The sequence below is a fragment of the Hymenobacter crusticola genome (assembly GCF_002154225.1).
GTDB classification, from domain to species: Bacteria; Bacteroidota; Bacteroidia; order Cytophagales; family Hymenobacteraceae; genus Hymenobacter; species Hymenobacter crusticola.
In genome coordinates this window covers 406,901-432,469 of record NZ_MTSE01000001.1, presented here as the reverse complement: position 1 = coordinate 432,469, position 25,569 = coordinate 406,901, and the positions used below count along the sequence as shown (strand labels likewise).

Genomic DNA, 25,569 nt, shown 5'->3' with positions numbered 1-25,569 from the left:
TGAGCTTGCGGATGTATAATGAAAATTGATATTTTTTATCTTGGTATAGCTAGTAGTTATATTTGTGCATGAATTTGCAGCAACTCGAATACATTGTGGCCCTCGACACGCACCGGCAGTTTGTGCTGGCCGCCGAGAAGTGCTTCGTGACCCAGCCCACGCTCAGCATGCAGGTGCAAAAGCTGGAAGAAGAGCTAGGTGTGCTGCTTTTTGACCGCAAGAAAAAAGGCGTAGAGCCGACCGTAGTAGGCGCGAAAGTGGTGCAGCAAGCCCGGCAGGTATTGCGCGAAACTCAACAGCTCCGCGAGCTGGTACAGGTGGAAAAAGGCGAGCTGGTCGGCGACCTGCGGCTAGGTATCATCCCGACCCTCGCGCCGTACCTAGTGCCATTGTTTCTGCTGGACTTGGTAGAGCGGCACCCACAGTTGCGGGTGCGGGTGGAAGAGCTGCAAAGTGATGTTATCACGCAGCGGCTCAAGGACAACCAGCTGGATGTAGGCCTGCTCGTGACGCCGCTGGAGGACCGCGCTTTGCGCGAAGTGCCGGTGCTAGAAGAGCCGTTTCTGGCGTACGTGGCCGAAGGGCATCCGCTCTACGACCAAGCTACCGTGCAGCCCGCCGACCTAGCTGCCCACGAGATGTGGCTGTTGCAGCAAGGCCACTGCTTTCGCCATCAGGTGCTGAATATCTGCACGCCCGCTGCCCATGCGCTGCCGCGCACGTTTAGCTACGAAAGCGGCTCCATTGAAACGCTGAAAGAGTTGGTGCGCCACAACCATGGCTACACGCTGGTGCCCGAGTTGTCGGTGTTGCAGGAACTCGGCAACCCTATGCTCAAACGCTTCACGGCCCCCGAACCAGTGCGCGAAGTAAGCCTAGTGGTGCACCACAGCTTCGTGCGCACGCCGCTGCTGACCACGTTGCGCGAAATTATTCTGAGCAAGGTGCCTGAGCGGCTACGCGCCAGCCAAGCCGGCCAGAAAATCCGGTGGCGGTAAGAAGCCACTGGAGCCGTTTCGCGCACTACCTAGGTCAAGCCTAATGATTGAGCACGACGCGAAGATTTCTCTCGCTGGTTGTGAGGATCTTTAGTGAGGTAATTGCCTAGCGCAACGCACGATGCACGTCACGTCTCCAACGATTGCGCCGTAAAGCAATGAGCTGCTACACCGCCCGTGCAGAGTCAAGTAGACTCGCCGCTTAAATCTGCGTAGGGGAGCGTATACCCCACGTCTCCACTCATGCCCAGCCCCGACCGCTTTTTGACCAACCCCGTTTTCGTTTGCCTGCACTATTGGGCTGGTGCCGGCCGTGAGTGGGACCAGGTAGCAGCGGAGTTAGCGCCCGCCTTCACGTGCCTTACTCCCGACCTAGGTGGTTTTGGGGGCGCACTGGCGCCAAAAGGGGGCCACAGTGTGGCAGCTTACACCGATTCGGTTGCCGCCCTGATTGCGGAAAAGCAGCTAACCGACTTCATCTTGGTGGGCCACAGCATGGGCGGCAAAATTGCCCTCGACTTGGCGGCTCGGCAACTAGCAGGCATGCGGGGCTTGGTGTTGCTGTCGCCTTCGCCACCCACCCCCGAACCTATGACCGATGAGGACCGCACCAACTCGCTCCGGGCCCACGGCAGCAAGCTGGCAGCCCTAGGTACTTTCAACCGCATCACGGCTCGGCCGGTTAGTGACCAACTAAAGGCGCAAATTATTGAAGACAACCTGCGTAGCACGCGCGAGGCCTGGGACGCATGGCTCCTACGCGGCAGCCGGGAAAACATTACCAGCCGCCTCTGCGACATTACAGTGCCCTGTACCATTCTCGTCGGGGATGCGGATGCCGTCATGTCGCCTTCGGTGCACGGGCTCGAAACGCTGCCATACTTGCCCGAGGGCACCCACCTCGAAATTATTGGCGGGGCGGGACACTTGCTGCCCTACGAAGCTCCACAGGAAGTAGCTGCGCTGCTGCGAAAGTTCGCCGCTGGTTTGCATCACTGAACCTCGGTCGCGTATTGACCAACGCGCCATTACTACGTGAGTGTATGCAAATTAACTTTGGGCAACGGTTGCGCGCGGGGTGGCGCCAAAACTGGCCGCACTACCTCACGGAAGCCGCAGGAGCAGCTCTGTTCCTGATCGTGGCTAGCCTAACAACGATAGTAGTGAAGCACCCGGCCTCGCCCTTGCACGCTTGGGTGGGCGACAGCCCATACCTAGGTCGCACGATAGTCGGCCTCGTGATAGGCGTTTTGATCGTGCTCATGGTGTACAGTCCGTGGGGGCGCCGCTCGGGCGCGCACTTCAACCCGGCCGTTACGCTGGCTTTTTGGCAGCTCGGTAAAGTACACCGCATCGATGCCGTATGGTACGTGCTGTTTCAGCTGCTAGGTGCCGTGACCGGAGCCCAACTGGTTAAGTTACTGCTAGGTACTTGGTATGCCCATCCGCAGGTAAACTACGTGGTGACGAAGCCCGGCGAAGACGGCCTGCTAGTAGCGCTAGGGGCAGAATTTGTTATTTCGCTGGTACTCATGCTAGTGCTGCTGCTCACGTTACACTCCAAGCCGTTGCACAACAAAGCGGGTTGGCTGTTGGGCACTTTGCTGGCCGTGTACATCATCTTCGAAGAGCCCTACTCCGGCATGAGTACCAACCCGGCTCGCTCACTGGCTTCGGCGGTGGCGGCGGGCCACTACGCGAGTCTGTGGCTTTACTTGGTGGCGCCGGTGCTCGGAATGTGGCTGGCTACCTTGATGTTTAAGCTACTGTACCATGGACAGAAGTTGCCCCTCGCTATTCTGGCGGGCTCCGATGCCACCACTGGCACCACAGAGCAGCAACCACCGCAGTATCCCGATCCGGATGCTGCTGACAACTAAGCTAGGTTGGCTCTTACTCCAACGATCGGCTATGAAATAGCAAAAAACCGATGTGCCCAAATACGCCCCAGCGCTTAGCCGAGTCGTCGTAGTGAATGAGGTGGAGGGCCAGCGGACCTAGGCGGGTGAAATACACAAAACCCGAGCTGGCCGTCAGGCGGGGACGGTCGAAGCCTTTGCGCGTAATGGCTTGTTGGTTAAGACCTTCTGCCAACGGTTGATAAGCAAGATGCACGAAGGCCTCTGAGCGCCATTCCAGGCTGCCGAGCACCGTGTGCGAAAAGCGCAACCCTGCGGCAGCGTAGCGCGGCGCCCGGTAGCTGTTCAGAAATAGCGTGCGAGAATCAACGAGCGGGGCAAAGACGGGCGCGGTCGTGAGCGAAGAACGGTAATTGACGAAGCGCCCCTGCCCACTCACCACCACCTCCCCAAAGTAGCCCCACACCTGCTTGTGGTTAGCAGCCGGAAAGTACTGCTCCGTAGTGGCCGAGAATTGCAGCCAGTGGTGAGCGTCGGCATAAGTTTGAGTGCGCACCGACGTGGAGCCTGGTGTGTAGCGCTCCGTACCCTGCACCCCCCGAATGCTAATGGCTGCGCGCCGCCCTCCGGTTGGGTACTGCTTGCGGTTCAGTGAGTTGCGGGTGAAGCGCAGCGCCGCCGTGAGCCCCCGAAACCGAGTGCGGTCGAGCGTGTCGCCCGATGAGACGGTGCGCACGTTGGCGTAATCATCCTGGTTGCTGAAATAGCCCATTTCCAGGGTCACGCGGCTCCGGTAGTTCGGGCTGATGCCGCCCTGTACGGTAGCGCTCAGGTCGCTTTGCTCAATGAGCGTGTTCTGAATGTCACGCCCGAGTAAGCCGCCCGTTTTTTGGTAGCTCCAGCTGTTATACGTAAGGGTCGGCTCGATGTAGAAAGGCAGCTTCTCGGGAATGGTGATGCGGAAGCGCCCCTGCCCGGCGTTGTAAAATCGACCGAGGCTCACGTTGGCCGCCGTGGTATACAAGAATTTTTTCAGGTACCGGAATTCAAGCCCTAGGTAGATGTTGTCAACGGGCCGGGTAGCCAGCACGAAACCTAGCTCCGCCGATAGGTTGTTGTTCTTGCTGGCATCCACACTGAACGTGTAGCCTCCCTGCGCTTGATCGTAGCGGATGCGCGGGTACACGCCCCGGAAGAAGTCGTCGGACGCTAGGCGGTAGTAGCCTTCCTCAATGTCGTCGATGGTGTAGGTGCGGCCTTGACGCTGAAAAAAGCGGCGTACGTAGGCGTTCTGGTTGTCTTTCAGGCCCTGCACCGTGATGCGGGAAAAGACCGGCGCTGGTGCCTGGTTCTGAAAGTCTGTGCGGCGTGCCGCCAACGCCAGTGTATCGGCGCGGCGCTCAATGCGCCGCAGCATCAGCGGCAGCTTGGCTTGGGCAGCTTTGGTACCTAGGTCGATCAGCTCGCGCACCTTATCAAAATCTGTGGAGCCATAGCCCTCTAGGTCAGGCTGAATGAACACACCGTTGGGTCCCACAGCCAGCGTATCGGCTACGCTGGCTCCCAAAAACACCAGGGTGCCCGCCAGCAGTTCATCGTCTTTCTGAAACGGGTACTTTTTGTACGCTACGTCGCCCACATTCACCCCAATGATGATGTCGGGCTTAAATTCGGCCTTCATCACGTCGGTGGGAAAGTTGTTGTAGATGCCGCCGTCGAACAGGTAGCGCCCATCGGGGTTGCGGATGGGGCGGAACACCAGCGGCACGGCCATGGAATTGCGCACCGCATCCGACAGCGAACCGTCGCGCTGAATAACCTGGTTGCGGGTAAACACTTCGGCAGCCAAGCAGCGGAACGGCACAAACAGGCTATCGAAGTCGTAGTTGGCTTGCGCGCCTGCCGGCGCGAGCAGCTTGGCCAGCACAAAGTTCAGGTTGACGTCGTTGATCAAGTTGGGGGTGATGCGCGTCCGCAACGACGAATCGACGGCTACTCCCACCCGCAGGGCGGCCGGCGAGGCGTCGGAGTTTAGGTAGTTGAAGGTCTTGCTTTCGAGCTGCCGGCCCGACACCCAATTCTGGAACTCCGGGTTCGTGACGATCTTCTCAATTGCAGCGGGTGAGTAGCCGGCCGCGTACATAGCTCCCACCACCGAGCCCATGCTCGTGCCGATGATGTAATCGATAGGAATGCCATTCTTTTCCAGCACTTTCAGCACACCTACGTGCGCTAGCCCTTTGGCGCCGCCACCACTTAGCACGAGCCCTACTTTCTGGGCTTGCACTGCCCGACACCATCCGAAAAACAGAAGCAACCCAGTCAGAAAAACGGAACGTTTCAGCATAAAGGAGGCAAGTAGGAAAGCCGTCGGTGGCAGGCAGCTAGGCCACAAATTATGCTAAGATAACCTAGCCTTCTGCAAACCCACGAACCCTAATCAGGCGCCCAGCATGAACGCTGCAAGCTACAACCTAGCTGCCAACGGCCGCGCTACATTGCTGGCGGCATCCTTGGGTGCTTTTTGCGTACAAGGCTTCCATGATTGTAAATTACACTTCCGAAGGCTGGCAAATAATCTATCAGCAAGCGCACGCCCTGCTTGCCACGCAACTTGCCTGGCACTGGCCACCCTTTGGCCCCACCGACCGCTGGGTAGGCCTGCTCGCCGCCACCGCCCAGCACGACGATGAGCAGCAGCACTGGGATGGCCACTACGGCCTAACGTCCGCCGGTGCGCCGGCCAATTTTACTATGAAGGATTTCTCGCTGGAGCAGGCCACGGGCGTGCTGCACGCGGCTAGGTTCCAGGGCCAGTGGCGCAGCTTGCTCACCAGCATGCACCTGAGCTTTCTGTATGAAGCGCTACGTGGGCAGCACAAGGAGCTAGCTGCTTTCCTGGATGAGCAGCTGGCTAGCCAAGAGCGCTGGCGCAAAGCTTTAGAAATAAATAAGAAAGAGGCGCAGCAAGCCTACGACCTCATGCAGTGGTGCGACCGGCTCTCGCTTATTCTCTGCCGCCACGAGCTACCTGAAATGGGCCGCATACTCGAAATCAGCAGCGGCCCCGACGGCCGCCGCTACGACGTAGCGCAGCCTACTGCCAAGGGGCCGCTGGTTGTGGTTCCTTGGCCCTTCACAGCAGAGCAGTTCACGGTGAGCGTGGAAGCTAGCACCCTGAGCCAACTTCAGTTCAAAGACGACGCGGAACTGGCAGCCGCCCTGCGCATTGCTCCCGTGCAGACGCTCACTTGGACGTTGCAGAAAGGGTAGCGCGTACCGACCTAGGGTAGGCTACTACCAATAACATTCGAACGCAAGCGGCTTGATGCCGTACTAACTACCACACGATCTGTATTATCGCTTTCCATACCTGCACGCTTATGGCGCATTACCGCTTCTCTGATATTGTCACTATCCTGAAAGCTTCGGCCTCTGAATTCAGCAACAATAATTCGTTCCGACATTCGGCGGCCTTGTCGTACTACACCATCTTCTCGCTGCCGCCGCTGCTGCTTATTGTTATTACAATTGCAAGTGCCTTTTATGGCAGCGAAGCTGTAACGGGACAAGTGTATGGGCAGCTAAAAGGCTTTGTTGGCGCTGAGTCAGCGAAATTTATGCAAGACAGCATTGCCAAGTTCACCTTACAAGAGCGTGGTGGCTTAGCCACCGCCATTGGAGTAGGTACGTTGATCTTTACAGCCACCACCTTTTTTGTGACGCTGCAGGAAAGTATCAATGACATCTGGAATTTGAAAGCCAAGCCTCGCAACGGCATTGTGCAATTCCTGCGCGACCGGGTGCTCTCTTTTGGACTTATCCTAAGTGTCGCACTTTTGTTGCTTATCTCATTTGTAATCAGCGCAATGCTGAATTTCTTCACGGGTTATTTAGAGCAAGTTTGGCCAGACGCTGGCGTGTTGGCGGTAAAGCTGGTTGACTTCTCTATCTCCCTAGCCGTCACTACCACCTTGTTTGCCATGATCTACCGCTTCCTGCCTGACGCCATTATCCGGTGGCGCGATGTGTGGATTGGGGCGCTGATTACGGCTGCATTGTTTGTGATAGGTAAATACTTAATTGCTTTCTATATCTCTTACGCCAATCCGGGCTCCGCATTCGGCGCAGCAGGATCGGCCATTGTGCTGCTCGTATGGGTTAACTATTCTTCGCTCATCATCTTTTTTGGAGCAGAATTTACCCAAGAATTTGCCGATGCTTTTGGGCAGAAAGTGCAGCCCAAGGCTCACGCTGTACGCATTGAAACGCGCGAGGTGCCCGAAGGTGAATCGAAGGAGGAAATTACCACTGGTCGGCCGCGCGCTACCGGGCGGTGGCGCGGATAGTAAGTGGATTGTATGGCAGCTGCATTAGCAAGGCCTAATATTTGGATAGAGTTTTCTTTATGAAGAAAACTCTATCCATTTTTTTGTTAGCAGCCGGCCTAAGTATCTCGTGTGTAAAGCAAGCCGCTGCTCAAACCACAGCCGCTGATACTACGGGCGAGCATCGCATGATTCAGGATATCAGCGCCGACCTGTGTCGCCAGATAGAAGAGGAAAGCAAAAAGGCACCTCTGACTAATCTTTCGCAAGAAGAAGCGACACAGCTATTTGCGCGGCTGATGCTTGTTAGCGCCGGCAACAACGCCACGTTTACGAAACTGATACTAACCCATAAGAGCGACGCGAATGCGTACGGAGGGCAGCTAGGGAAAAGAATTGCTTTCCGAATGGTGAAAGAATGCCCTGCGAGCGTACCCTTATTTATGAAAGTAGGTTATCAGGAGCTTCGTAAGCAGCATCCGATGAGCGAGCAGGAAGTGAAGGTGCTTACGCCTGTAGCCGCTGGTGTTTGCCAGGGTATAGAGGCCCGCCAAAAAAAGCAGGACCTAGCTGCAATGTCGGCACAAGAACGCATGCAAGTGGTAGAAGAAGTGATGCAAGCCGCCATGAAGCCGCACGCCAAAGCCCTAAGCCAGTTATATGGAGCTGATCTTTTCCTAGATCAGAAAAAAATGGAGCAAGTAGGGGTAAAAATCGCCGTTTTGATGGGCGACCAGTGCCCGGCTATCCTGACGTTTTTCGCCACTGCCGGTCAGAGTGCTCAACCTGCGAAATAGTGAACAGACTACCTAAGTAGATGGACCGTGTCGGGTACGTATGTGCGCCTCTATTACGCTTTATTTCAGTCGATTACAATAGTGCTTTTGGTGTAATATATGTGATGTAATAGTCGGGGAGAAAAGCTAGGTTTAGGCCTCTCTATTCTCGCCTACTATCATGATAAAAAAGCTACCTGTTGCCTGGGCGTGCCTCGTGCTTCTCTCAAGTATAAAAGCGCAGGCACAGTCTACAAACTCAACTACCCGCCCACTGGTTGTTAGCCCGATCGTTGGGGAAGTTATTGATCTGGAGGAGAAGAAAATCTACGGCCTCTTTCAGTACTACAGCGCCGATGATTTTCGGGAAGCACGCTTTGTGCAGTTTACTAACGCTGACAGCACTAGTAGTACTGTTCTGCAAACCACGCTGCGCAATGGAGAAGTAAAAACTCGGCCTTTCTCGGAGGCCGAGTTTGAAGGCGTGCGGCGCATGATTGAGACCCGCGACCTAGAACTGAAGCGCTACAGCCGGACTATGCAAAACGCCACGGCCGGTGACTCCATCGGTTCAACGTACTCCGTAGAGCTGTTGTCGGGCAATAGCTTCATTGGCGTGTTGGTAGCTCGGCGCGATAAGGAACTGGAATTTTCGACCAAAGACCTAGGTCGTGTTACTATTCAAAAGGACAACATTAAGCGGCTGCAGCAGCTCTCGGCGGTCCAGGCTAGCCGCGGCTGGGAAGTGCTGGGCAACGGAACCCGTATCTTCTTCGCGCCTACGGCTCGTCCGCTGCGTAAGGGAGAGGGCTACGTGCAAGACATTGATATCTTCTTTCTAGGAGCGAACTATGGCATCACCGACAATATTTCAGCCGGAGTACTTATTCCTGTATTGCCGGGGGTAGGCCTCAATGTGTTTGCCTTCACGCCCAAAGTTGGTTTTCAGGTCAGGGAGAAGCTACACGTGGGTGGCGGCCTACTCTACTTGCGTGCCTTCGGCGAAGGAGGCGGCATCGGCTACGGGGTAGCCACCTACGGTTCCGCCGACAACAACATCACGATCGGTGCGGGCTATGGCTTTGCCTCCGGAGATATAAGCCAGTCGCCGGTAGTAGTGCTCGGAGGAGCTACACGTATCTCACGGCGCATTTCACTGCTCGACGAAACGTATATTTTCAACGGTGGCGTAGCAGGGCTTTTGGGCTTACGAGTGGCCGCTGCTCGCTTAAGTGGTAGCCTAGGTATTCTGTATGCGACAGGCGCTGGGGGCATTTACCCGGCTTATGTCGAGGTGGCTTATCGGTTCGGTAAAACGCGGTAATATGTCTTGTTAAAAATTTGACTGCAAATACTTTATATAGCGTATGTTTTTTACTAAATAGCTATAATACTTCAGAGAATTATAACTTTTTATGCGCTACCAACTGATTAGCTTTCTAAGACTAGGGCTAGTATTCCTCATTTGTTTGCTGAGTGAGGCAGTCTATGCGCAGCAGAACCTGAGTAGGATAGTCATCGTGCATCCGGTGGTTGGCAAGATCATCAACCAGCAGGAAAAATTTGCATTTGGTTTGTTCCCCAAATACCGACTGGAAGACTTTCAGGAGGCTAGTTTCTGGCGTTTCGCGAGTCTTGACAGTACACGCGGGTCTATCCTGCTGCAGGTCACGCTCCGTGACGGCAACGTGCGCACCCAGTCTTACTCCGAGCGCGATTTTCAGCGGGTGAGAAACTCTATTGAACGGCAGTGCCGCGCTACGTTAGCAGATCAGAAATACAAAGAAGATCTAGCAGAACATGAACGAAAGAGACTGGAAAGGCGGCGGCTATACAATAATAGATTACGGTAGCAACTCCTAGGTATTGGTGCGGAGGCACGGGAGCTACTCATCACCATCACAACTCGGTTAATCGTCCTTATATCTAAGATAGAGCCACTCTACTTAGCGGTAGGCTATACAATCAAACCAAAACTAGCGCATCAGGAAGAGGTTCGGTACAGTCGTCAGGCTGGTAATTCGAGTAATATATAGGCGGAATCAACGTACGTTATCTACTTACACTGCATTTAGCGCTCGGAACGCAACTACTACTAAATAAGAACCTCGTCCCTCTGTTCTTCAAATGGGGTAAGCCTCACGGGGGCGTAGATGTCGGACTGAGCTACATATTCGGCAATAAGAGAGTTGCGCCCACAGTTAAGGAATAACTACCCCAACAAAAAGCCCGGCCGTTGATCAACGGCCGGGCTTTTTGTTGAGGGAAAGGGGCTAGGCCACTACGGCTGGCTTTTCCTTCACGGCAAGCTGTCCGCAAGCCGCATCGATGTCTTTGCCGCGGGAGCGGCGCACGTTGGTTTGCACGCCGCGGTCGGCCAGGTACTTATGGAAGGCTACTAGCTTGTCGTCGCCGGTGTTGCGGTAGTCGGCGTTTTCGATAGGGTTGTATTCGATCAAGTTGACTTTGCAAGGCAGCCACTTCGTAATCTGGAACAGCTCCTCGGCGTCTTGCAGTGTGTCGTTGAAGTTCTCGAACACGATGTATTCGTACGTTACTTTGCGGCCCGTTACCTGGTGGTAATACTGCAAAGCGTCTTTCAGTGCTGCCAGCGAGTTAGCCTCGTTGATGGGCATGATTTCGTTGCGCTTGGCGTCGTTCGGCGCGTGCAGGCTGAGGGCTAGGTTGGCCTTTACATCGTCGTCGGCTAACTTCTTGATCATCTTGGCAATGCCGGCCGTGCTGATCGTGATGCGGCGCGGCGCCATGTTCAAGCCATCGGGAGCGGTGATGCGCTCCACGCTCTTTACCACGTTGGCATAGTTCAAGAGCGGCTCACCCATGCCCATGTACACGATGTTGGTGAGCGGCGTGCCGTACTGAGACTCGCACTGCTCCCGGATCCGCACGACTTGGTCGTAAATTTCAGCCGCGTCGAGGTTGCGCTTGCGCTCCATGTAACCGGTAGCGCAGAACTTACAGGTGAGTGAGCAACCTACCTGCGAGCTAATGCAAGCCGTCATGCGTGTATCGTGTGGGATGAGCACGCCTTCCACAATGTTACCATCGTACAGCCGGAAGGCCGACTTGATGGTGCCATCGTTGGAGAGCTGCTGATTCTGCACTTTCACGCCATTAATGGCAAAGTGTTGATCCAGCAACTGCCGCGTGCTCAGCGAGATATTGTTCATCTCCTCAAACGACGAAGCCGTGTTTTTCCACAGCCACTCCAGCACCTGCTTGGCGCGGAACGGTTTTTCGCCGTGCTCCACCATAAAGGCTTTGAGCTCGTCGGGGGTGAGTTTGCGGATGTCGCGCTTCGTGAGTACGGGTAAGGATATCATAGCTGCAAAGATACAACCTAGCAAGCAGTTGGGTTCCCTCGGGGGCAGGATTAATAGGAGAAGTGCAATGGTTAGGTTTTGCCGTTGAGCAACCTAGGTGCATGCTACTTAGCTTGTGCAGGTGGCAATGAGAAGCGCTTTGGCCGAATACCCTAGGCATCCAACCAAAGCGCTTACTAAAATCTAGGTTGCGGAGGTGAGCAAGCTACTAGCAGCAACTCTGCACCACAATTGCCTTCCGCTGGCTAGGAGAGTACACCAATCGGCGGCCATTTTCTTCGCCGATGTTGTAGAAGAAGCCGGGCAAGCCGGTTTGTTTGGCTTCTTCCCAGGCCTGTTTATTCGCGGTATAGTTCGTGTCAAACTTGTCGGTTGCTTTTACCGCTTGGGTCAGGAAACTGTCTTCCACGAAGAACTCCTTCATGCGCTTCTGAATGTAGGCGGTGCGTTGCGCATCCGTCGGGTTGTCGCCGGCGTACGTGTCGAAGCCATAATCCAGAAGATAGGTAGCAGGAAACTGGTCGCTCCACAGCGTCTCGCCGTCGGCCGATACAATGCTCAGGTTCACCGTACCCGTCAGGGCGTCCTTCCCCGTTAGCTGAAGCCGGAACTGATCTGGCTTGCTCCGATTAGAAAAAAAGTGCTTCCCCGTTACTTCTTGTAGCACCATAGGTTGAGCAGCCGGCGCGGCAACCGCCGCAGTAGCCGTAGCCGCTGTTTCCTCGGACGATGTAGCATTGGAAGCAGAGCAGCTGAATAGCAAAAATACTAGGCAATAAGAGCTGATTTTCATAGTAGTTAAGATTGAAAGGAACAGTCTAGGAGCAGAAGGATTGACTGACGGTTGGGCCGTCTTGTGTGGTATAGAGTAGGAGGGGCTAGGCAGTGCGCGATTGTCTTCGGTAAGGTAGAAGACCTTCGGATACTACACAATTTTATTTGCTTAGGTAAAATAAATCCACTTACCTTGGCCGCATAAACTTTAGGGGTGTTCCGCCGCGCGGGACTGAGAAATACCCTTGGAACCTGATCCAGGTAATGCTGGCGAAGGGAAAAGTGAGAAGCGAGAGCCTGCGGGCAGGGGCGTGCACCTACTGAAGTTTATTGTATTGACAATCAACCAGCTAAACCTAGCTCAATGGTTTTCTACGTCAACAATAAACCGCACGAAGCCACCGTGGAACCCACGCTGGCCGCTGCTCTTACGGAGCTACAGCTCGCCGACCAACGAGGCGTAGCCGTGGCCGTGAACGACCGGGTCGTACCCCGCACGGATTGGGCTAGCTATGCCCTTCAAGCCCAAGACCGCATTACCGTCATCCGCGCAACGCAGGGCGGCTAGGCCGCGCATTTCCCTCTCCTTCTTTCCTACGATGAAAAAAGACCAAGCTCCCCAGCAGACGCTGGTGGAACGCGCGCCCCTGACTGGCTCGCGCAAAATCTACGTGCCCGGCCAGCTCTACGACATCTGGGTGGCCATGCGCGAAATCGTCCTGGCGGACACCCAGCGCAAGTTCGATTTCACCAACCCCACGGAGCAGAACCCGCCGGTGACGGTGTACGACACCAGCGGACCCTACACCGACCCCGACGTGGAAATCGACCTGAAAAAAGGGCTGCCGCGCTTGCGTGAAGAGTGGATCGTGGGCCGTGGCGACGTGGAAGAACTACCCGGCGTTTCGTCGGAGTACGGGCAGCTGCGCGCTGACGACGAGAAGCTAGACCACCTGCGCTTCGAGCACATCCGGCGGCCATACCGGGCCAAGTCGGGCCACAACGTGACGCAGCTGCACTACGCCAAGCAAGGCATCATCACGCCCGAAATGGAGTACATCGCCATCCGGGAAAACCAGCGCATCGACCAGATAGCCAACGATGACGCGCTGAAAACGCAGCACGAGGGCTACAGCTTTGGGGCGAACACGCCGCAGGGCCGCATCACGCCCGAGTTTGTGCGCGACGAAGTAGCGGCCGGCCGGGCCATTATTCCTTCCAACATCAACCACCCTGAGAGCGAGCCGATGATTATCGGGCGCAACTTCTTGGTGAAGATTAACACCAACATCGGCAACTCGGCCGTGACCTCAAGCATTGAGGAAGAGGTAGATAAGGCTGTGTGGAGCTGCCGTTGGGGCGGTGATACGCTCATGGACTTGAGCACGGGCAAGAACATCCACGAAACGCGCGAGTGGATTATCCGCAACTGCCCCGTGCCGGTGGGCACCGTCCCGATTTACCAAGCGCTGGAAAAAGTGAACGGCAAAGCCGAGGATCTGACCTGGGAGCTGTTTCGCGATACGCTCATCGAGCAGGCCGAGCAAGGCGTTGACTACTTTACCATCCACGCCGGCGTGCGCCTAGCCTATATTCCCTTGACGGCCAAGCGGGTAACAGGTATTGTGTCACGCGGCGGCTCCATTATGGCGAAGTGGTGCCTAGCGCACCATAAGGAAAGCTTCCTTTACACGCACTTTGAGGAGATTTGCGAAATCATGAAGGCCTACGACGTGGCGTTTTCGCTCGGCGACGGTCTGCGCCCCGGCTCCATTGCCGATGCCAACGACGCGGCGCAATTTGCGGAGCTGGAAACCCTTGGTGAGCTGACCAAAATTGCCTGGAAGCACGACATCCAGGTGATGATTGAAGGCCCCGGCCACGTGCCCATGCACCTGATTAAGCAGAACATGGACAAGCAGTTGAAGGAGTGCCACGAGGCGCCGTTCTACACCCTAGGTCCGCTCACCACCGACATTGCGCCCGGCTACGACCATATCACGTCGGCCATCGGCGCCGCCATGATTGGCTGGTTCGGCACGGCCATGCTGTGCTACGTGACGCCGAAGGAGCACCTAGGTCTGCCGAACAAAAAGGACGTGAAGGACGGCGTAATTACCTACAAAATCGCCGCCCACGCCGCCGACCTCGCCAAAGGCCACCCCGGCGCGCAGTACCGTGATAATGCTCTGAGCAAAGCTAGGTTCGAGTTCCGGTGGGAAGATCAGTTCAACCTCTCGCTCGACCCCGACACCGCCCGCGAGTACCACGACGAAACCCTGCCGGCCGAAGGCGCGAAAGTGGCGCACTTCTGCTCAATGTGCGGCCCGCATTTCTGCTCGATGAAAATCACGCAGGAAGTGCGCGACTTCGCCGCTCAGCAAGACGTGGCGACGGATGATGCCTTAGCGAAAGGCCTAGCTGAAAAGGCGCGGGAGTTCGTGGAGAAAGGCAGCGAGATTTATCTGTGACCCATATAGACCAGACCGTCATGCTGAGCTTGCCGAAGCATCTCTCCCGCAATGGTAATTATCTACTTTGGCGGTAGAGATGCTTCGGCAAGCTCAGCATGACGGACGGTCTAATTAAAAGCTGCTAAATGCTCGCTTCTCGCCCGTATGCCCTCAGCATTGCCGGCTTCGACCCTAGCGGCGGGGCCGGCTTGCTGGCCGACTGCAAGACCATGGAGGCCAACGGCGTCTACGGCCTAGGTGTGTGTACGGCCCTGACGGTGCAGAACGACGTACAGTTTGAGCAGGTGAGCTGGGTGCCGGCGGCTACCATCCTAGATCAAGCCCGGCTGCTTTTCGCCCGCTTCCCGATTAGGTGGGTCAAGATCGGTTTGTTCGAAAGCTTCGCGCAACTCCCTGAACTGCTAACGTGGTTGCGGGCGCAACAGCCTCAGATACAAGTCATTTGGGACCCGGTGCTGAAAGCCAGCGCCGGCTACGAGTTTCACGGTCAACCTAGCCTCAACCTCGTGCAGCAGGTGTGCGAGCAACTCGCCTTGCTCACGCCCAATCGCCCTGAGATGCTGCGCTTGTGGCCCGCTGCCAGTGCCGAGGAAGCGGCCGTGGCGGTTAGTGCTTTTTGCCCGGTGCTGCTGAAGGGCGGCCACGCGGATGGCACTGTTGCTACCGACGTGCTTTTCGTGGAGGGTGAGCAACATGCTTTCACTACACCGCGCCTGCCGCACGGCGAGAAACACGGCAGCGGTTGCGTGTTGTCGGCGGCTATCCTGGCGAGCTTGGCGAAAGGCAATTTGTTGGTAGAAGCTTGTAGCGAAGGCAAGAGTTACACCACCACTTTCTTGGCCAGCAACGACACGCTGCTGGGCTACCACGCTGCAGCGCGGACTCTGTAGTCCGCGCCTGGAAGAATAGATGCGAACGGAAGCAAGCGTGGACTACAGAGTCCGCGCTACAAAGTAAAACCACATGCAAATCAGTCCACTTCATTATATCACCGACTCGCCCGCACTGGCCGACCTAGCTTGCCAAGGCGGAGTCGATTGGGTGCAGCTGCGGGTGAAGAACCTAGCTTACGACGCTTGGGAACAGCTAGCCCGCGAGATGCAGCAGGTGTGTCGCCAGCACGGTGCCAAGCTCATTATCAACGACAACCCGCAAATAGCGCAAGCCATCGGGGCCGATGGGGTGCACCTAGGCAAGCAAGATATGCCGCCGCAGGAAGCCCGTGCCATTCTCGGCCCCGGCTACATCGTAGGCGGCACGGCCAACACCTTCGCCGATATTGAAGGCTTGGTAGCGGCCGGTGTGGACTACATCGGGCTAGGTCCCTTCCGCTTCACCACTACCAAGCAGAACCTGAGCCCGATCCTTGGGTTGGAAGGCTACCAAACGCTGCTGGCGCAATGCCGCGCCGCCGGTTTCACGGTGCCGATTATTGGCATTGGCGGCATTATTCTGTCTGACGTAGAGGCGCTACGCGCCACGGGCTTGCACGGCATTGCGGTATCCGGGGCAGTGTCGGGCACGGCAGATCCGGCGACGGCAGCGGCCCAATTTTTAACTGCTCTCACGAGTTTACCCGCCGCCGTATGACGCCTCAGCCACTTTGTATTGCCGGCCGCACGTTTTCCTCGCGCCTGTTTACCGGCACCGGTAAGTTTAGCTCGGCGGAGTTGATGGAGGAAGCGCTGCTTGCCTCTGGCTCGGAGCTCGTGACGGTCGCCCTGAAGCGCGTAGATGTAGCCGATACCCAAGACGACATCTTGCGTCACCTAGCTCATCCCCAGTTCAACTTGCTGCCCAATACCTCGGGCGTACGCACGGCTCGTGAAGCTGTTTTTGCCGCCCAGCTCGCCCGCGAAGCGCTGGAAACGAACTGGATCAAGCTCGAAATTCATCCCGACCCCAAGTACTTGCTCCCTGACCCAGTGGAGACGCTGAGGGCCGCCGAGGAACTGGCGAAGCTAGGTTTTGTGGTGCTGCCCTACATCCACGCTGATCCAGTGCTGTGCAAGCGTTTGGAGGAAGTAGGTGTAGCCGCCGTGATGCCCCTAGGTTCACCTATTGGTTCTAATAAAGGCTTGCTGACCAAAGAGTTCTTGGAAATCATTATCGGTCAAAGTCGGGTGCCAGTGGTTGTTGATGCGGGTATTGGGGCGCCTTCGCACGCGGCCGCTGCACTCGAAATGGGTGCCGATGCGGTGCTAGTGAATACGGCTATTGCGGTGGCAGGTCAGCCGGTGCAAATGGCGCAGGCCTTCCGGCTAGCCGTGGAGGCCGGGCGAATGGCGTATGAGGCGCGCCTAGCGGCACCCGTGGCGCATGCAGAAGCTAGCTCCCCGCTCACGGCGTTTTTAGACTAGAAATACCTAAAAAGACCGTCATGCTGAGCTTGTGGAAGCATCTCTCCTGCTTCGTTGAACGATTGGGGTTAGCACTGCAGGAGAGATGCTTCGACAAGCTCAGCATGACGGACTACCTTACATTCTGTTTACCATGAGTTTCCGCCCGATCTTCGACGCTCACCTCTGGGACGATGTCAAAGCCAGCATCTACGCCAAAACGGCCGCGGATGTGGAGTTCGCCTTACGCGCTCCGAAGCGCACGTTGGAAGACTTCAAAGCGCTGATTTCGCCCGCCGCCGCGCCCTATTTGGAACAGATGGCTCAACTCAGCCACCAGCTCACGCGCAAGCGCTTCGGCAACACGGTGCAGCTGTATGTGCCTCTTTATCTGTCGAATGAATGCCAGAACATCTGCACGTACTGCGGCTTTAGCCTTGATAACAAGATTCGGCGGCGCACACTCAGCGGGGTGGAAATGCTGCAAGAGGCGGCAGTGCTCAAGGATTGGGGCTATGAGCACGTGCTCTTGGTAACGGGCGAGGCGAACCAAACAGTGGGCGTGGACTACTTGCGCAAAGCCATTCAGGTGCTGCGCGTGCACTTTGCCCAGATTTCCATGGAGGTGCAGCCGCTCGATGAGCCTGATTATGAGCTGTTAATAGCAGAAGGCTTGCACGCGGTATTGGTCTACCAAGAGACCTACCATCAGCAGGATTACAAAAAGCATCACCCGAAAGGTAAGAAGTCGAACTTCTACTACCGCCTCGAAACGCCGGACCGGCTCGGCCAAGCGGGCGTGCACAAGATGGGGCTAGGGGTGCTGTTTGGATTGGAGGATTGGCGCACCGATAGCTTCTTTACCGCCCTGCACCTCGACTACCTAGAGCGCACCTACTGGCAAACCAAGTACAGCCTGTCGTTTCCGCGCTTGCGCCCAGCCGAGGGCCTGCTCCAGCCCAAAGTCGAAATGACCGACCGCGAGTTGGTGCAATTAATTTGCGCCTATCGCTTGCTCAACGAAGAAGTTGAGCTGTCCATCTCGACTCGCGAGACGCCCACTTTCCGCGACCATATTGTGCGGCTGGGCATCACCTCCGTCAGCGCAGGCTCCAAGACCAACCCCGGCGGCTACATCGTGGAGCCGGAGTCGTTGGAGCAATTCGAGATTTCCGACGAGCGCAGCCCCCAGGAAATTGCCGCCATGCTGCGCCGCCAAGGGTATGAGCCCGTGTGGAAAGATTGGGACGCGGCCCTTACGGCTTTGTCGCGCTAATTTTCAATGGCATAGGTAGTTGCGCTACGAATGGCTGAGCGGGGTAGAGACGCGACACTTCGCGTCTCCTCATTGAACAATTGGAGCTGTCCAACCTAGCTAAACAATATCCGCAACGATGAGACGCGAAGTGTCGCGTCTCTACCCCCGTTCTAAATGAAACGTTTTTTGCTATGACTACCGCCGAACTGCGTCGCTACGACCGCCACATTCGCCTGCCAGAAATCGGCTTGGAGGGGCAGCAGAAGCTGAAAGCCGCCAGCGTGCTGGTGGTAGGGTGCGGCGGCCTAGGCTGCCCGGTACTCCAATACTTAGCCGCCGCCGGCGTGGGTACCCTAGGTCTGCTCGACTTCGACACGGTAGACGAAACCAACTTGCAGCGTCAGGTCCTTTATGCCACAGCCGATGTAGGACGGCCGAAAGTGGAAGTCGCGGCGGAAAAGCTGCGGGCGCAAAATCCATTCATCAGCGTGCAGCCCCACCTAGCTCGGGTAACCGCTTCCAACGCCCGTACGTTGCTGACTGACTACGACATCGTAGTCGATTGCTCCGACAACTTTGCCACACGCTACTTGCTCAATGATGCCTGCGTGCTGCTTGGTAAGCCGCTGGTGTTCGGCGCCATTTTCAAGTTTGAAGGGCAAGTAACCGTCTTCAATTACCAAGGTGGCCCCACGTACCGCTGCCTGTTTCCCGAGCCACCGGACGAATCGCCCAACTGCTCCGAAATTGGGGTGCTAGGTGTGTTGCCAGGCATAGTGGGCACGCTCCAAGCCAACGAGGTGATTAAGCTAATCACCGGCGTGGGAGAGGTGCTCAGCGGCCGGTTGCTCATCTTAGATGCCCTGAACCTAGCTTTCTCTACCATCTCCTTTGAGGTAGTGCCCATCAATCAAGTACCTAAGGAGCTAGTTGATTATGAGAGCGTTTGCGAACCAGACGCAGTGCCTGAAGTCACGGCCGATGAGCTGAAGCAGCGGCTTATAGGGCAAGCAAACCTAGTGCTGCTCGACGTGCGTGAGGAGCATGAATATGCCGCGCGCAACATCGGTGGGCGCTTGATTCCGCTAGGGCAACTCGCGGCGGCGCTGCCGTCATTGACGCGCGACCACCCTATTGTGGTACACTGTGCCAGCGGCCGCCGTAGTCAGCAAGCCGTGCGGCTACTCCAGGCAAACGGCTTCGAGCAAGTCGCCTCCTTGCGCAACGGCCTAGCTGATTTTTGATTTGATGGCTTGGAAAGCAGTTACCGGATCAGGCGCTTGCCAAACCGCGCCGAGCACCGCCGCACCCGCAAAGCCTACCTTCTGAGCGGCACCTATCGTATCGACTGTAATGCCACCTAGGGCAATAACCTGCGGTGCGCAGTCCGCCCGGCGCTGTAACTTGCCCAATGCTTTTTGCAAAGCACCTAGGTTGAAAGCGCTGCTGTAGCCCGCCTTGCTGACGCTGTCGAAAATGGGGCTGAGCGTTACGTAATCGTAGCGGCGACGGTGCTGCTGCACTTCGGCTAGCGTATGAAAGGACGTTGATAAGGATTGACCCGCCGGCAGCAAGCTAGGTCGCCAAGTGAGGCGGCTCCGCGCGGGTAGGTGCAGGCCATGCAGCGCATACTGTTGAGCCAGTGCATAATGTGAGTGCAACACGATGCGCGAGTGCAACTCTGCCGGTACTGCCCGTAGGTAGTCGGCTAGCTGCGCCTCGGTCCACTCAGGTTTGCGCAGGTGAAACAACCCTAGCCCCGCTTCAAAGAGCTGAACCAGCGTCGGGATTTCAGTCGGATTTTCTTCGGGTGGCGAAATCAGTAGAAGCGTAAAACGCATAGCAGCAAGTGTTTACTTGTGCTCCGGCAAGCCAGTTATTACCCCCGTTGGTAAGGAGCGAAGCTTGCGGGTATTGTAGTCGAAGCACAGCATGCCGGTTTTGGCCCGCGCAATTTCGCGGTCATCTTGCGCCTTCACCCAATACACTACGTCGAAGCCGTACTTGTTTAAGTCGGTGGCGGCTAGCTGAATGTGAAGCACGTCGCCGTGGAACCCTTCGCCCTTGTATTCAATGGCCACATCGGCCATGATGAGGCCTAGCTGGGTTTCGGGCTCGAACTCCGGGATGCCGATGTGCTGCAGAAACTGCACCCGCGCTTCGTGCAAAATGCTGAGCAGCGCGTCGTTGCCGAGGTGGGCGCCATAGTTAAGATCCGTAATCCGCACGGGAATCTTGACCGTGAGTAGAAAAGCATCGGGAAGGTCTACTTTTACGCGAGCCATAGATGTGGTTGTTTTTAGTGTTTTGTCATGCTGAGCCTGCCGAAGCATCTCTACTGCAATAGTATATCATTTACTATTGCAGTAGAGATGCTTGGCTGACGCCTTCCTCCGGTTCGGCAGGCTCAGCATGACGTTCTAATTGAAAAACCAGATGCACCTCGAAGTTCGAACCACCGAAGATGGCTCCAGTACGCTCTACGTGCCGGCCTTGAATGAGCATTACCATTCCACGCACGGCGCCGTGCAGGAAGCCATGCACGTGTACCTAGGTGCCGCCTTAGAACCCGCTTTGGCGTCTGGTAAAAGTCCCGTGCGGGTGCTGGAAATAGGTTTCGGTACGGGCCTAAACGCATTGCTGACGTTGCAGCGCGGCCTCACTACGTCGGTAGCGGTTGCCTACGACACGATAGAGAAGTACCCGCTGTCGGGGGAGGTAATTGCCAGCCTGCAAGCCGAGCGCTACCTGCTCAACCCGGAGCTGCTGGAGTTATACGAACAGCTCCATGCCGCCGCCTGGGATGAAGCCGTGCCGTTGCTGCCCCGTTTTCTGCTGCGCAAAATCACGGGTGCTTTGCAGGAGACGCACCTAGCAGCCAACCACTACGACGTCATTTATTTCGACGCCTTCGCGCCGGAGAAGCAGCCGGATATGTGGACCGATGAAGTGTTTGCCCAACTTTACGAAGCTGCCGCGCCAGGTTGTCTGCTCACCAGCTACTGCGCTAAAGGCAGCTTCCGCCGCAGTTTGAAAGCAGCCGGTTGGCTCATTGAAAAGCTGCCCGGCCCGGCCGGAAAGCGGGAGATGACGCGGGCGAGCAAATAAGGGTTGGCTTGAGAAAAGAAGAAGTTTAGCAACGCACTCACAAATAGCCAGGATACCACAAATGACCAACGTAGCCGATAACCAGCCAGAGCAACCCTCGCCCATCATCAAGCCCGAAGAACTGCTCGGCCTCAAAGGCACGCCGGAGCTAGTCCTCATCGATGTGCGGACGGGACCGAATGTGCAAGCTAGGTATGCTGCCGCTCATCTAGATGGCGCTCTGTGGGTAGATCTGGAAGATGAGCTAGCCCGCAAAGCCGCCACACCCGCCGAGGGTGGGAGGCACCCGCTCCCAAGTGCCCACACCTTCGCGGAACTGCTCGGCTACCTAGGTATCAGCCCGACCTCACACGTGGTGGTGTACGACGACAAGAACGGCGCGAATGCCGCCGCTCGGTTTTGGTGGATGCTGAAGGCGCTGGGGCATCCGGTCGTGCAAGTGTTGGATGGGGGCCTAGACGCGGCACTTGCGGCCGGCTTTCCTGTTAGCTCCAACGCACCGCAGCCCGTAGCGGCGCCGGCTTATCCGCGCAACAGTTGGCAGCTGCCGCTCGCCTCGGTGGAGGAGGTAGAGCAAGCCGCGCAGTCGCCCGACCAGCTGGTAATCGATGTGCGCGATGCGATTCGCTACCGGGGTGAGCAGGAGCCGATTGATTTGATTGCCGGCCATATTCCGGGCGCGGCCAATATTCCGTTTACCAGTAACCTAGACGCCAACGGCTTTTTCCTGGCGCCTGAAGTACTCCGGGAGAAGTACAGGGAAGCACTTCGTAACTATCAGCCGGAAAAGGTGGTTGTACATTGCGGCTCTGGCGTTACGGCGTGTCATACGCTCCTAGCTATGGCCTACGCCAGCCTACCAATTCCGAAGCTATATGTAGGCTCGTGGAGTGAGTGGTCCAACAGCGGCCGCGCCGTTGCAACGGAAGTATAAAATGTAAGTAGAACTACTAACGATCAATAAAGCATGTCGATAGCCTCGGAAAGTGATTTGCTTGGAATGCAAAAAATCAGCGAAGCAGTAGGCTTGACGCTGAAGCACATGCGGGAGTATGCCCAACCAGGCATGACGGCCCAGCAGCTGGATGAGTACGGCGGCAAGCTCCTGCAAGAGCTAGGTGCCAAGTCGGCGCCCCGCCTCACGTATGGCTTTCCGGGCTGGACGTGTATCAGCGTGAACCAGGAAGTGGCACACGGCATTCCGTCCGAGCATAAAGTCTTGAAGGAAGGTGACTTAATCAACATCGACGTGTCGGCGGAGCTAGATGGCTTTTGGTCCGACAATGGCGGCTCCTTTGTGCTAGGTCAGGACCATCATGCGCATCAGCCGCTCGTTGATGCTTCGAAGCGCATTCTTCAGAAGGCTATTTCCCAAATCAGAGGAGGCGTGAAGATTGCCGAAATCGGTCGGCTGATCGAAAATGAGGCGCGCAAATCAGGCTACAAGGTGATTCGCAACCTAGCAGGCCATGGCATCGGACGGGGTTTGCACGAAGCACCCCACGAAATCTTGAACTGCTACGATGGAAGCAACCGCACCCGCTTCAAGAAGAACTCCGTGGTGGCTGTCGAAACGTTCATTTCCACCGCTTCCAGCTATGCCGAAGAGCAGCAAGATGGCTGGACGCTGGTGGGCAACCGCGGCGGCTTCGTGGCGCAACACGAACATACGCTGGTCGTTACCGATGGCAAACCCATCATCCTGACGACCGCAAATGGTATCTGGGAGTAGCAGTACGTAGCAGCGATACGTAGTTGCCAGCCACAATGCGCTGGCGAGTCACTTCACCCTAGCTTCACCTTGCTGCATTCTGCGTATGTTGCAGGAGCTATGAGTCGTAAATTTCTCGAAACAGAAAGCCCAAAATGGGTAGAGCAGGGCATTATCAATGCCGAGCAGCAGCAAAAGTTGCTAGGACTCTATCCACCCGATGAAAAAGCTATCGGCTTGCTGCCGTTGCTCGGTAGCTTGCTGGTAGGGCTAAGTGTGCTCAGCCTGGTTGCGGCCAATTGGCAAGGATTGCCCGAAACGCTACGGCTAGGTATTCTGCTGAGTTCCTTGGCTGGCAGCTACGCCGCGGGTGAGCATTTTTTGCGGCGCGGCAACCACTCCCTAGGTATTGGCTTGGTAGGCCTAGGTCTGATTTTGTTCGGGGCGGCCATCATCCTGGTAAGCCAGATGTACCAGCTCATTGGCTACGACGTAACGGGGCTTGTAGCCTGGGCCGTGGCCGCTACCGCCCTGACGTACTTGTACCAGAGCCGGGCACTGTTCATCATGACGGTGGTTATCAGCTGCATTGTGCAGGGCTACAACACCGGTCAGCTCGGTGCGTTTAGCTACGCCACAGCGGCCTTTACGGCATTTACCCTAGGCTATTACTGGTGGCGCCACCCCGATGCCCTGCTCGGCACGGTACTATCGGTGGGGCTGCTCTGGCAAGCAGGCTTGCTGGTGAGCTTTCTGCACATCAAAATCACGTGGTTCTTTGTGGGCGCCATGCTGATTTATACCCTCGGCGACTGGCAAACCGATCGGCCCGCGGGCCGCGCGATGCAGGGCCCGCCCATCGCGGCAGCCTTCCTGTTTATGCTAGGCCTAGCTATTTTCGGCGAAGCCGGCAGCTACACGGATATGCTGCGCCCGCCGCTGCTGGCGTATCTGGCTGCCCTCGGAGGCGTATTTGCGCTGTCGTTGGTAGCAAAGCGCAAGCGCGGCCGCCTCGGTGGCGCCACCGATTGGCTGCTTTTGCTCCCCGGTTTTTACCTGCCGGGCGGGCTGCCATTAGCTATTGCCGCGCTGGTAGTGCTCTATGCCTATACGGGCACGCTGCTCTGGCGCGCCCACCAAGAGCAAAACCCCGACCGTGTTACCCTCGGAACGGTGCTGTTCATCCTGACCACGGCCGTAGCCTACTTCAAGCTAACGTGGGGCTTCATGGATAAATCGTTGTTCTTCCTGCTGGGTGGCGTGTTGCTGCTCGGACTCAGCTGGTATTTGCAACGCCGCGCCGCTCAGACCCTAGCTTCTGAGGCAACCGACAAACCTAGGTCCTGATTGCGCATGGCTACTCCGCTTCCCTCAAACCATAGGCGTTGGGTGCTGCTGCTGGTTGCAGCCCAAATGCTGTTTATCCTGGCCGTAGCTGCGGCCGGGTACGCCACCACCGTGTACGGCCGAGTCGTCACGCTACGCACGCTGCCCGTCGACCCGCGCGACTTGCTCTACGGCGACTACGTGCGGCTGAATTATACCATTAGTCAAGTGCCAATTGCGCTGTGGCAGGAAATATCGTTGCCCCGTCGGAGGCAGGCCGTGTACGTGGTGCTGCGCCCCGCGGGGGAAATGTATGAGGCCGTACGCGTCTTTGCGCAGGAGCCCATGGAAGTCCCCGCCGACCAGATTGTATTGCGTGGTTGGATTGCGGATCGGTACCGTCGCAGCCTGCACATCCGCTACAACCTAGAGCGCTACTATGTGCCCGAAGGCAAAGGCAAGGAACTGGAGCGGAAAGGCCGCCGGCACACGATGCTGGTGCGCGTGAGCATCGCGCCGTGGGGCCAAGCAAGGATTACGGAAGCGCAGGTGCAGCCGTAAGGGCTGATATATAAAAGAGCGCCCCGCCAGCATTATGTGCTGGCGGGGCGCTCTTTTAAGCTCTTTGTACGCTATAAGCCATTATGCTTCAGTAACTCCCGATCCATCCGGTTTAAGTCGACAAGCGCATATTTCTTCTGATTGGTAATGCTCATTTCATCCAAGGCGTCCACCAGGTTCTGGTAGCTCGCCTCAGCGCTCGACTTGATGAGCACAACCGAGCCTGGCTGCTGCCGTTGCCGCTCCAGCAAGATCTGCCGCAGCCCTTCGGACGCAAACGTGGTGGTGTGCAGCGTTGGCTGTGCCGTAGCATCGTTCACACCGTAGAAGTAATGCACTTGGTTGTGCTTACCTAGGATGAGCGTGAGGGCTTTACTGGCTTTCACTGGGGTATCTGCTTCGCCTATGGGCATGTTCAATTCCATCACGGTCGGTTTGCTGAACGTGGTGGTGAGCATGAAGAAGGTGAGCAGCAAAAAAGCTAGGTCCACCATCGGCGTCATGTCGAGGCGGAAGCCCGTTTTGCGGGCGCGGGATTTGCCGTCTTTCGCGGCGGAAGCGGAAGGCTGAATTTCGGCCATACAAGTGAGTTGGTTGAGGTGATTGGTAATCAACCAACGCCACAGGTCGCAGCCATATTGTTATTGTTCGATATTTGTGCTTGGTAGCTGCAATGGCTTAGCTTCTACATAGCTATATGCAGTAGCTAATAC

General features: G+C 56.6%; 26 protein-coding genes and 1 riboswitch. Of the genes, 20 read left to right on the top strand and 6 right to left on the bottom strand.

Annotation, left to right across the window (positions count from 1 at the left end):
• Positions 1–68 precede the first annotated feature (68 nt).
• The 3 genes from BXP70_RS01780 to BXP70_RS01770 all read left to right on the top strand — a co-directional run bounded on the left by BXP70_RS01780 (position 69) and on the right by BXP70_RS01770 (position 2,878).
• Entirely contained in the window at positions 69–998 is a 930-nt protein-coding gene (locus tag BXP70_RS01780; RefSeq protein WP_086592285.1) for a LysR substrate-binding domain-containing protein, read from the top strand.
• Positions 999–1,241: 243 nt separating this feature from the next.
• On the top strand, positions 1,242–1,997 hold the full coding sequence (locus tag BXP70_RS01775) for an alpha/beta fold hydrolase (protein WP_086592284.1): 756 nt from the start codon (positions 1,242–1,244) through the stop codon (positions 1,995–1,997).
• Positions 1,998–2,041: 44 nt separating this feature from the next.
• Positions 2,042–2,878, top strand: coding sequence for an MIP/aquaporin family protein (locus BXP70_RS01770; RefSeq protein ID WP_086592283.1), 837 nt, complete (start codon positions 2,042–2,044; stop codon positions 2,876–2,878).
• Between the two features lie 13 nt (positions 2,879–2,891).
• Here BXP70_RS01770 and BXP70_RS01765 read toward each other — a convergent pair whose 3' ends face one another.
• The gene (locus BXP70_RS01765; RefSeq protein ID WP_086592282.1) at positions 2,892–5,204 is read right to left on the bottom strand and encodes a patatin-like phospholipase family protein; all 2,313 of its coding nucleotides are present in this window, start codon (positions 5,202–5,204) and stop codon (positions 2,892–2,894) included.
• Between the two features lie 194 nt (positions 5,205–5,398).
• Here BXP70_RS01765 and BXP70_RS01760 point away from each other — a divergent pair, with 194 nt between their 5' ends.
• The 5 genes from BXP70_RS01760 (at position 5,399) to BXP70_RS01740 (ending at position 9,814) form a co-directional block, all read left to right on the top strand.
• Positions 5,399–6,130, top strand: a complete 732-nt coding sequence (locus tag BXP70_RS01760) for a DUF3891 family protein (protein ID WP_086592582.1) — start codon at positions 5,399–5,401, stop codon at positions 6,128–6,130.
• Positions 6,131–6,240: 110 nt separating this feature from the next.
• Positions 6,241–7,206, top strand: a complete 966-nt coding sequence (locus BXP70_RS01755) for a YihY/virulence factor BrkB family protein (protein WP_086592281.1) — start codon at positions 6,241–6,243, stop codon at positions 7,204–7,206.
• A 59-nt stretch (positions 7,207–7,265) separates the two neighbouring features.
• On the top strand, positions 7,266–7,982 hold the full coding sequence (locus BXP70_RS01750; protein WP_086592280.1) for a hypothetical protein: 717 nt from the start codon (positions 7,266–7,268) through the stop codon (positions 7,980–7,982).
• Between the two features lie 160 nt (positions 7,983–8,142).
• Positions 8,143–9,285 carry a hypothetical protein gene (locus BXP70_RS01745; protein WP_086592279.1) on the top strand — a complete coding sequence of 381 codons (1,143 nt, stop codon included), beginning with the start codon at positions 8,143–8,145 and terminating at the stop codon, positions 9,283–9,285.
• A gap of 91 nt (positions 9,286–9,376) precedes the next feature.
• Positions 9,377–9,814 (top strand): hypothetical protein, encoded by a 438-nt coding sequence (locus tag BXP70_RS01740; RefSeq protein ID WP_086592278.1) that lies wholly within the window; start codon positions 9,377–9,379, stop codon positions 9,812–9,814.
• Positions 9,815–10,234: 420 nt separating this feature from the next.
• On the opposite strand, the gene rlmN is transcribed toward BXP70_RS01740, so the two are convergent.
• Together rlmN and BXP70_RS01730 are read right to left on the bottom strand one after the other, a co-directional pair.
• Positions 10,235–11,305, bottom strand: a complete 1,071-nt coding sequence (rlmN, locus tag BXP70_RS01735) for a 23S rRNA (adenine(2503)-C(2))-methyltransferase RlmN (protein WP_086592277.1) — start codon at positions 11,303–11,305, stop codon at positions 10,235–10,237.
• 208 nt (positions 11,306–11,513) lie between these two features.
• Positions 11,514–12,098 (bottom strand): hypothetical protein, encoded by a 585-nt coding sequence (locus BXP70_RS01730; protein ID WP_086592276.1) that lies wholly within the window; start codon positions 12,096–12,098, stop codon positions 11,514–11,516.
• Positions 12,099–12,279: 181 nt separating this feature from the next.
• A riboswitch (TPP riboswitch) is annotated at positions 12,280–12,375 on the top strand.
• A 68-nt stretch (positions 12,376–12,443) separates the two neighbouring features.
• Between BXP70_RS01730 and thiS the strand changes: the two genes are divergently transcribed.
• The 7 genes from thiS to moeB all read left to right on the top strand — a co-directional run bounded on the left by thiS (position 12,444) and on the right by moeB (position 19,394).
• Positions 12,444–12,647: a sulfur carrier protein ThiS gene (gene thiS, locus BXP70_RS01725; protein WP_086592275.1), complete on the top strand. Its 204-nt coding sequence runs from the start codon at positions 12,444–12,446 to the stop codon at positions 12,645–12,647.
• Between the two features lie 31 nt (positions 12,648–12,678).
• A complete protein-coding gene (gene thiC / locus BXP70_RS01720) occupies positions 12,679–14,550 on the top strand; it encodes a phosphomethylpyrimidine synthase ThiC (protein ID WP_086592274.1) in 1,872 nt (623 codons plus the stop codon).
• 128 nt (positions 14,551–14,678) lie between these two features.
• On the top strand, positions 14,679–15,443 hold the full coding sequence (locus BXP70_RS01715) for a hydroxymethylpyrimidine/phosphomethylpyrimidine kinase (protein ID WP_086592273.1): 765 nt from the start codon (positions 14,679–14,681) through the stop codon (positions 15,441–15,443).
• Positions 15,444–15,516: 73 nt separating this feature from the next.
• Complete coding sequence (locus BXP70_RS01710) at positions 15,517–16,143, top strand: thiamine phosphate synthase (RefSeq protein ID WP_086592272.1); 627 nt, start codon at positions 15,517–15,519, stop codon at positions 16,141–16,143.
• Entirely contained in the window at positions 16,140–16,913 is a 774-nt protein-coding gene (locus BXP70_RS01705) for a thiazole synthase (protein WP_086592271.1), read from the top strand. Before BXP70_RS01710 ends, BXP70_RS01705 begins: the two co-directional genes overlap by 4 nt.
• Positions 16,914–17,046: 133 nt before the next feature.
• Positions 17,047–18,168: a 2-iminoacetate synthase ThiH gene (gene thiH, locus BXP70_RS01700; protein WP_086592270.1), complete on the top strand. Its 1,122-nt coding sequence runs from the start codon at positions 17,047–17,049 to the stop codon at positions 18,166–18,168.
• A gap of 173 nt (positions 18,169–18,341) precedes the next feature.
• Positions 18,342–19,394, top strand: coding sequence for a molybdopterin-synthase adenylyltransferase MoeB (gene moeB, locus BXP70_RS01695; RefSeq protein ID WP_086592269.1), 1,053 nt, complete (start codon positions 18,342–18,344; stop codon positions 19,392–19,394).
• On the opposite strand, the gene BXP70_RS01690 is transcribed toward moeB, so the two are convergent.
• Together BXP70_RS01690 and BXP70_RS01685 are read right to left on the bottom strand one after the other, a co-directional pair.
• The gene (locus tag BXP70_RS01690) at positions 19,380–19,991 is read right to left on the bottom strand and encodes a thiamine phosphate synthase (protein ID WP_086592268.1); all 612 of its coding nucleotides are present in this window, start codon (positions 19,989–19,991) and stop codon (positions 19,380–19,382) included. The two genes, moeB and BXP70_RS01690, sit on opposite strands and share 15 nt — an antisense overlap.
• A gap of 12 nt (positions 19,992–20,003) precedes the next feature.
• Positions 20,004–20,435 carry a thioesterase family protein gene (locus BXP70_RS01685; RefSeq protein WP_086592267.1) on the bottom strand — a complete coding sequence of 144 codons (432 nt, stop codon included), beginning with the start codon at positions 20,433–20,435 and terminating at the stop codon, positions 20,004–20,006.
• 151 nt (positions 20,436–20,586) lie between these two features.
• Here BXP70_RS01685 and mnmD point away from each other — a divergent pair, with 151 nt between their 5' ends.
• The 5 genes from mnmD to BXP70_RS01660 all read left to right on the top strand — a co-directional run bounded on the left by mnmD (position 20,587) and on the right by BXP70_RS01660 (position 24,856).
• The gene (mnmD, locus tag BXP70_RS01680) at positions 20,587–21,258 is read left to right on the top strand and encodes a tRNA (5-methylaminomethyl-2-thiouridine)(34)-methyltransferase MnmD (RefSeq protein WP_086592266.1); all 672 of its coding nucleotides are present in this window, start codon (positions 20,587–20,589) and stop codon (positions 21,256–21,258) included.
• Positions 21,259–21,319: 61 nt separating this feature from the next.
• Positions 21,320–22,192 carry a sulfurtransferase gene (locus BXP70_RS01675; protein WP_086592265.1) on the top strand — a complete coding sequence of 291 codons (873 nt, stop codon included), beginning with the start codon at positions 21,320–21,322 and terminating at the stop codon, positions 22,190–22,192.
• Between the two features lie 33 nt (positions 22,193–22,225).
• Positions 22,226–22,990 (top strand): type I methionyl aminopeptidase, encoded by a 765-nt coding sequence (map, locus tag BXP70_RS01670; protein ID WP_086592264.1) that lies wholly within the window; start codon positions 22,226–22,228, stop codon positions 22,988–22,990.
• 99 nt (positions 22,991–23,089) lie between these two features.
• Positions 23,090–24,316, top strand: coding sequence for a DUF2157 domain-containing protein (locus BXP70_RS01665; protein ID WP_086592263.1), 1,227 nt, complete (start codon positions 23,090–23,092; stop codon positions 24,314–24,316).
• A gap of 6 nt (positions 24,317–24,322) precedes the next feature.
• Positions 24,323–24,856, top strand: coding sequence for a GDYXXLXY domain-containing protein (locus BXP70_RS01660; protein WP_143436335.1), 534 nt, complete (start codon positions 24,323–24,325; stop codon positions 24,854–24,856).
• A 71-nt stretch (positions 24,857–24,927) separates the two neighbouring features.
• Here the strand turns inward: BXP70_RS01660 and BXP70_RS01655 are convergent, their stop codons facing one another.
• Positions 24,928–25,437, bottom strand: a complete 510-nt coding sequence (locus tag BXP70_RS01655; protein ID WP_086592261.1) for an ExbD/TolR family protein — start codon at positions 25,435–25,437, stop codon at positions 24,928–24,930.
• Positions 25,438–25,569: the final 132 nt, after the last annotated feature.

What these genes read in the sequence shown, in the direction of transcription:
- BXP70_RS01660 (WP_143436335.1), top strand. Translation starts at nt 24,323, where the DNA reads ATGGCTACTCCGCTTCCCTCAAACCATAGGCGTTGGGTGCTGCTGCTG.
- BXP70_RS01705 (WP_086592271.1), top strand. Translation starts at nt 16,140, where the DNA reads ATGACGCCTCAGCCACTTTGTATTGCCGGCCGCACGTTTTCCTCGCGC.
- thiS (WP_086592275.1), top strand. Translation starts at nt 12,444, where the DNA reads ATGGTTTTCTACGTCAACAATAAACCGCACGAAGCCACCGTGGAACCC.
- thiC (WP_086592274.1), top strand. Translation starts at nt 12,679, where the DNA reads ATGAAAAAAGACCAAGCTCCCCAGCAGACGCTGGTGGAACGCGCGCCC.
- BXP70_RS01780 (WP_086592285.1), top strand. Translation starts at nt 69, where the DNA reads ATGAATTTGCAGCAACTCGAATACATTGTGGCCCTCGACACGCACCGG.
- BXP70_RS01730 (WP_086592276.1), bottom strand. Translation starts at nt 12,098, where the DNA reads ATGAAAATCAGCTCTTATTGCCTAGTATTTTTGCTATTCAGCTGCTCT.
- BXP70_RS01755 (WP_086592281.1), top strand. Translation starts at nt 6,241, where the DNA reads ATGGCGCATTACCGCTTCTCTGATATTGTCACTATCCTGAAAGCTTCG.
- BXP70_RS01750 (WP_086592280.1), top strand. Translation starts at nt 7,266, where the DNA reads ATGAAGAAAACTCTATCCATTTTTTTGTTAGCAGCCGGCCTAAGTATC.
- BXP70_RS01770 (WP_086592283.1), top strand. Translation starts at nt 2,042, where the DNA reads ATGCAAATTAACTTTGGGCAACGGTTGCGCGCGGGGTGGCGCCAAAAC.
- moeB (WP_086592269.1), top strand. Translation starts at nt 18,342, where the DNA reads ATGACTACCGCCGAACTGCGTCGCTACGACCGCCACATTCGCCTGCCA.
- map (WP_086592264.1), top strand. Translation starts at nt 22,226, where the DNA reads ATGTCGATAGCCTCGGAAAGTGATTTGCTTGGAATGCAAAAAATCAGC.
- BXP70_RS01690 (WP_086592268.1), bottom strand. Translation starts at nt 19,991, where the DNA reads ATGCGTTTTACGCTTCTACTGATTTCGCCACCCGAAGAAAATCCGACT.
- BXP70_RS01745 (WP_086592279.1), top strand. Translation starts at nt 8,143, where the DNA reads ATGATAAAAAAGCTACCTGTTGCCTGGGCGTGCCTCGTGCTTCTCTCA.
- BXP70_RS01760 (WP_086592582.1), top strand. Translation starts at nt 5,399, where the DNA reads ATGATTGTAAATTACACTTCCGAAGGCTGGCAAATAATCTATCAGCAA.
- BXP70_RS01740 (WP_086592278.1), top strand. Translation starts at nt 9,377, where the DNA reads ATGCGCTACCAACTGATTAGCTTTCTAAGACTAGGGCTAGTATTCCTC.
- BXP70_RS01655 (WP_086592261.1), bottom strand. Translation starts at nt 25,437, where the DNA reads ATGGCCGAAATTCAGCCTTCCGCTTCCGCCGCGAAAGACGGCAAATCC.
- BXP70_RS01775 (WP_086592284.1), top strand. Translation starts at nt 1,242, where the DNA reads ATGCCCAGCCCCGACCGCTTTTTGACCAACCCCGTTTTCGTTTGCCTG.
- BXP70_RS01675 (WP_086592265.1), top strand. Translation starts at nt 21,320, where the DNA reads ATGACCAACGTAGCCGATAACCAGCCAGAGCAACCCTCGCCCATCATC.
- BXP70_RS01710 (WP_086592272.1), top strand. Translation starts at nt 15,517, where the DNA reads ATGCAAATCAGTCCACTTCATTATATCACCGACTCGCCCGCACTGGCC.
- BXP70_RS01715 (WP_086592273.1), top strand. Translation starts at nt 14,679, where the DNA reads ATGCTCGCTTCTCGCCCGTATGCCCTCAGCATTGCCGGCTTCGACCCT.
- mnmD (WP_086592266.1), top strand. Translation starts at nt 20,587, where the DNA reads ATGCACCTCGAAGTTCGAACCACCGAAGATGGCTCCAGTACGCTCTAC.
- BXP70_RS01665 (WP_086592263.1), top strand. Translation starts at nt 23,090, where the DNA reads ATGAGTCGTAAATTTCTCGAAACAGAAAGCCCAAAATGGGTAGAGCAG.
- BXP70_RS01765 (WP_086592282.1), bottom strand. Translation starts at nt 5,204, where the DNA reads ATGCTGAAACGTTCCGTTTTTCTGACTGGGTTGCTTCTGTTTTTCGGA.
- BXP70_RS01685 (WP_086592267.1), bottom strand. Translation starts at nt 20,435, where the DNA reads ATGGCTCGCGTAAAAGTAGACCTTCCCGATGCTTTTCTACTCACGGTC.
- rlmN (WP_086592277.1), bottom strand. Translation starts at nt 11,305, where the DNA reads ATGATATCCTTACCCGTACTCACGAAGCGCGACATCCGCAAACTCACC.
- thiH (WP_086592270.1), top strand. Translation starts at nt 17,047, where the DNA reads ATGAGTTTCCGCCCGATCTTCGACGCTCACCTCTGGGACGATGTCAAA.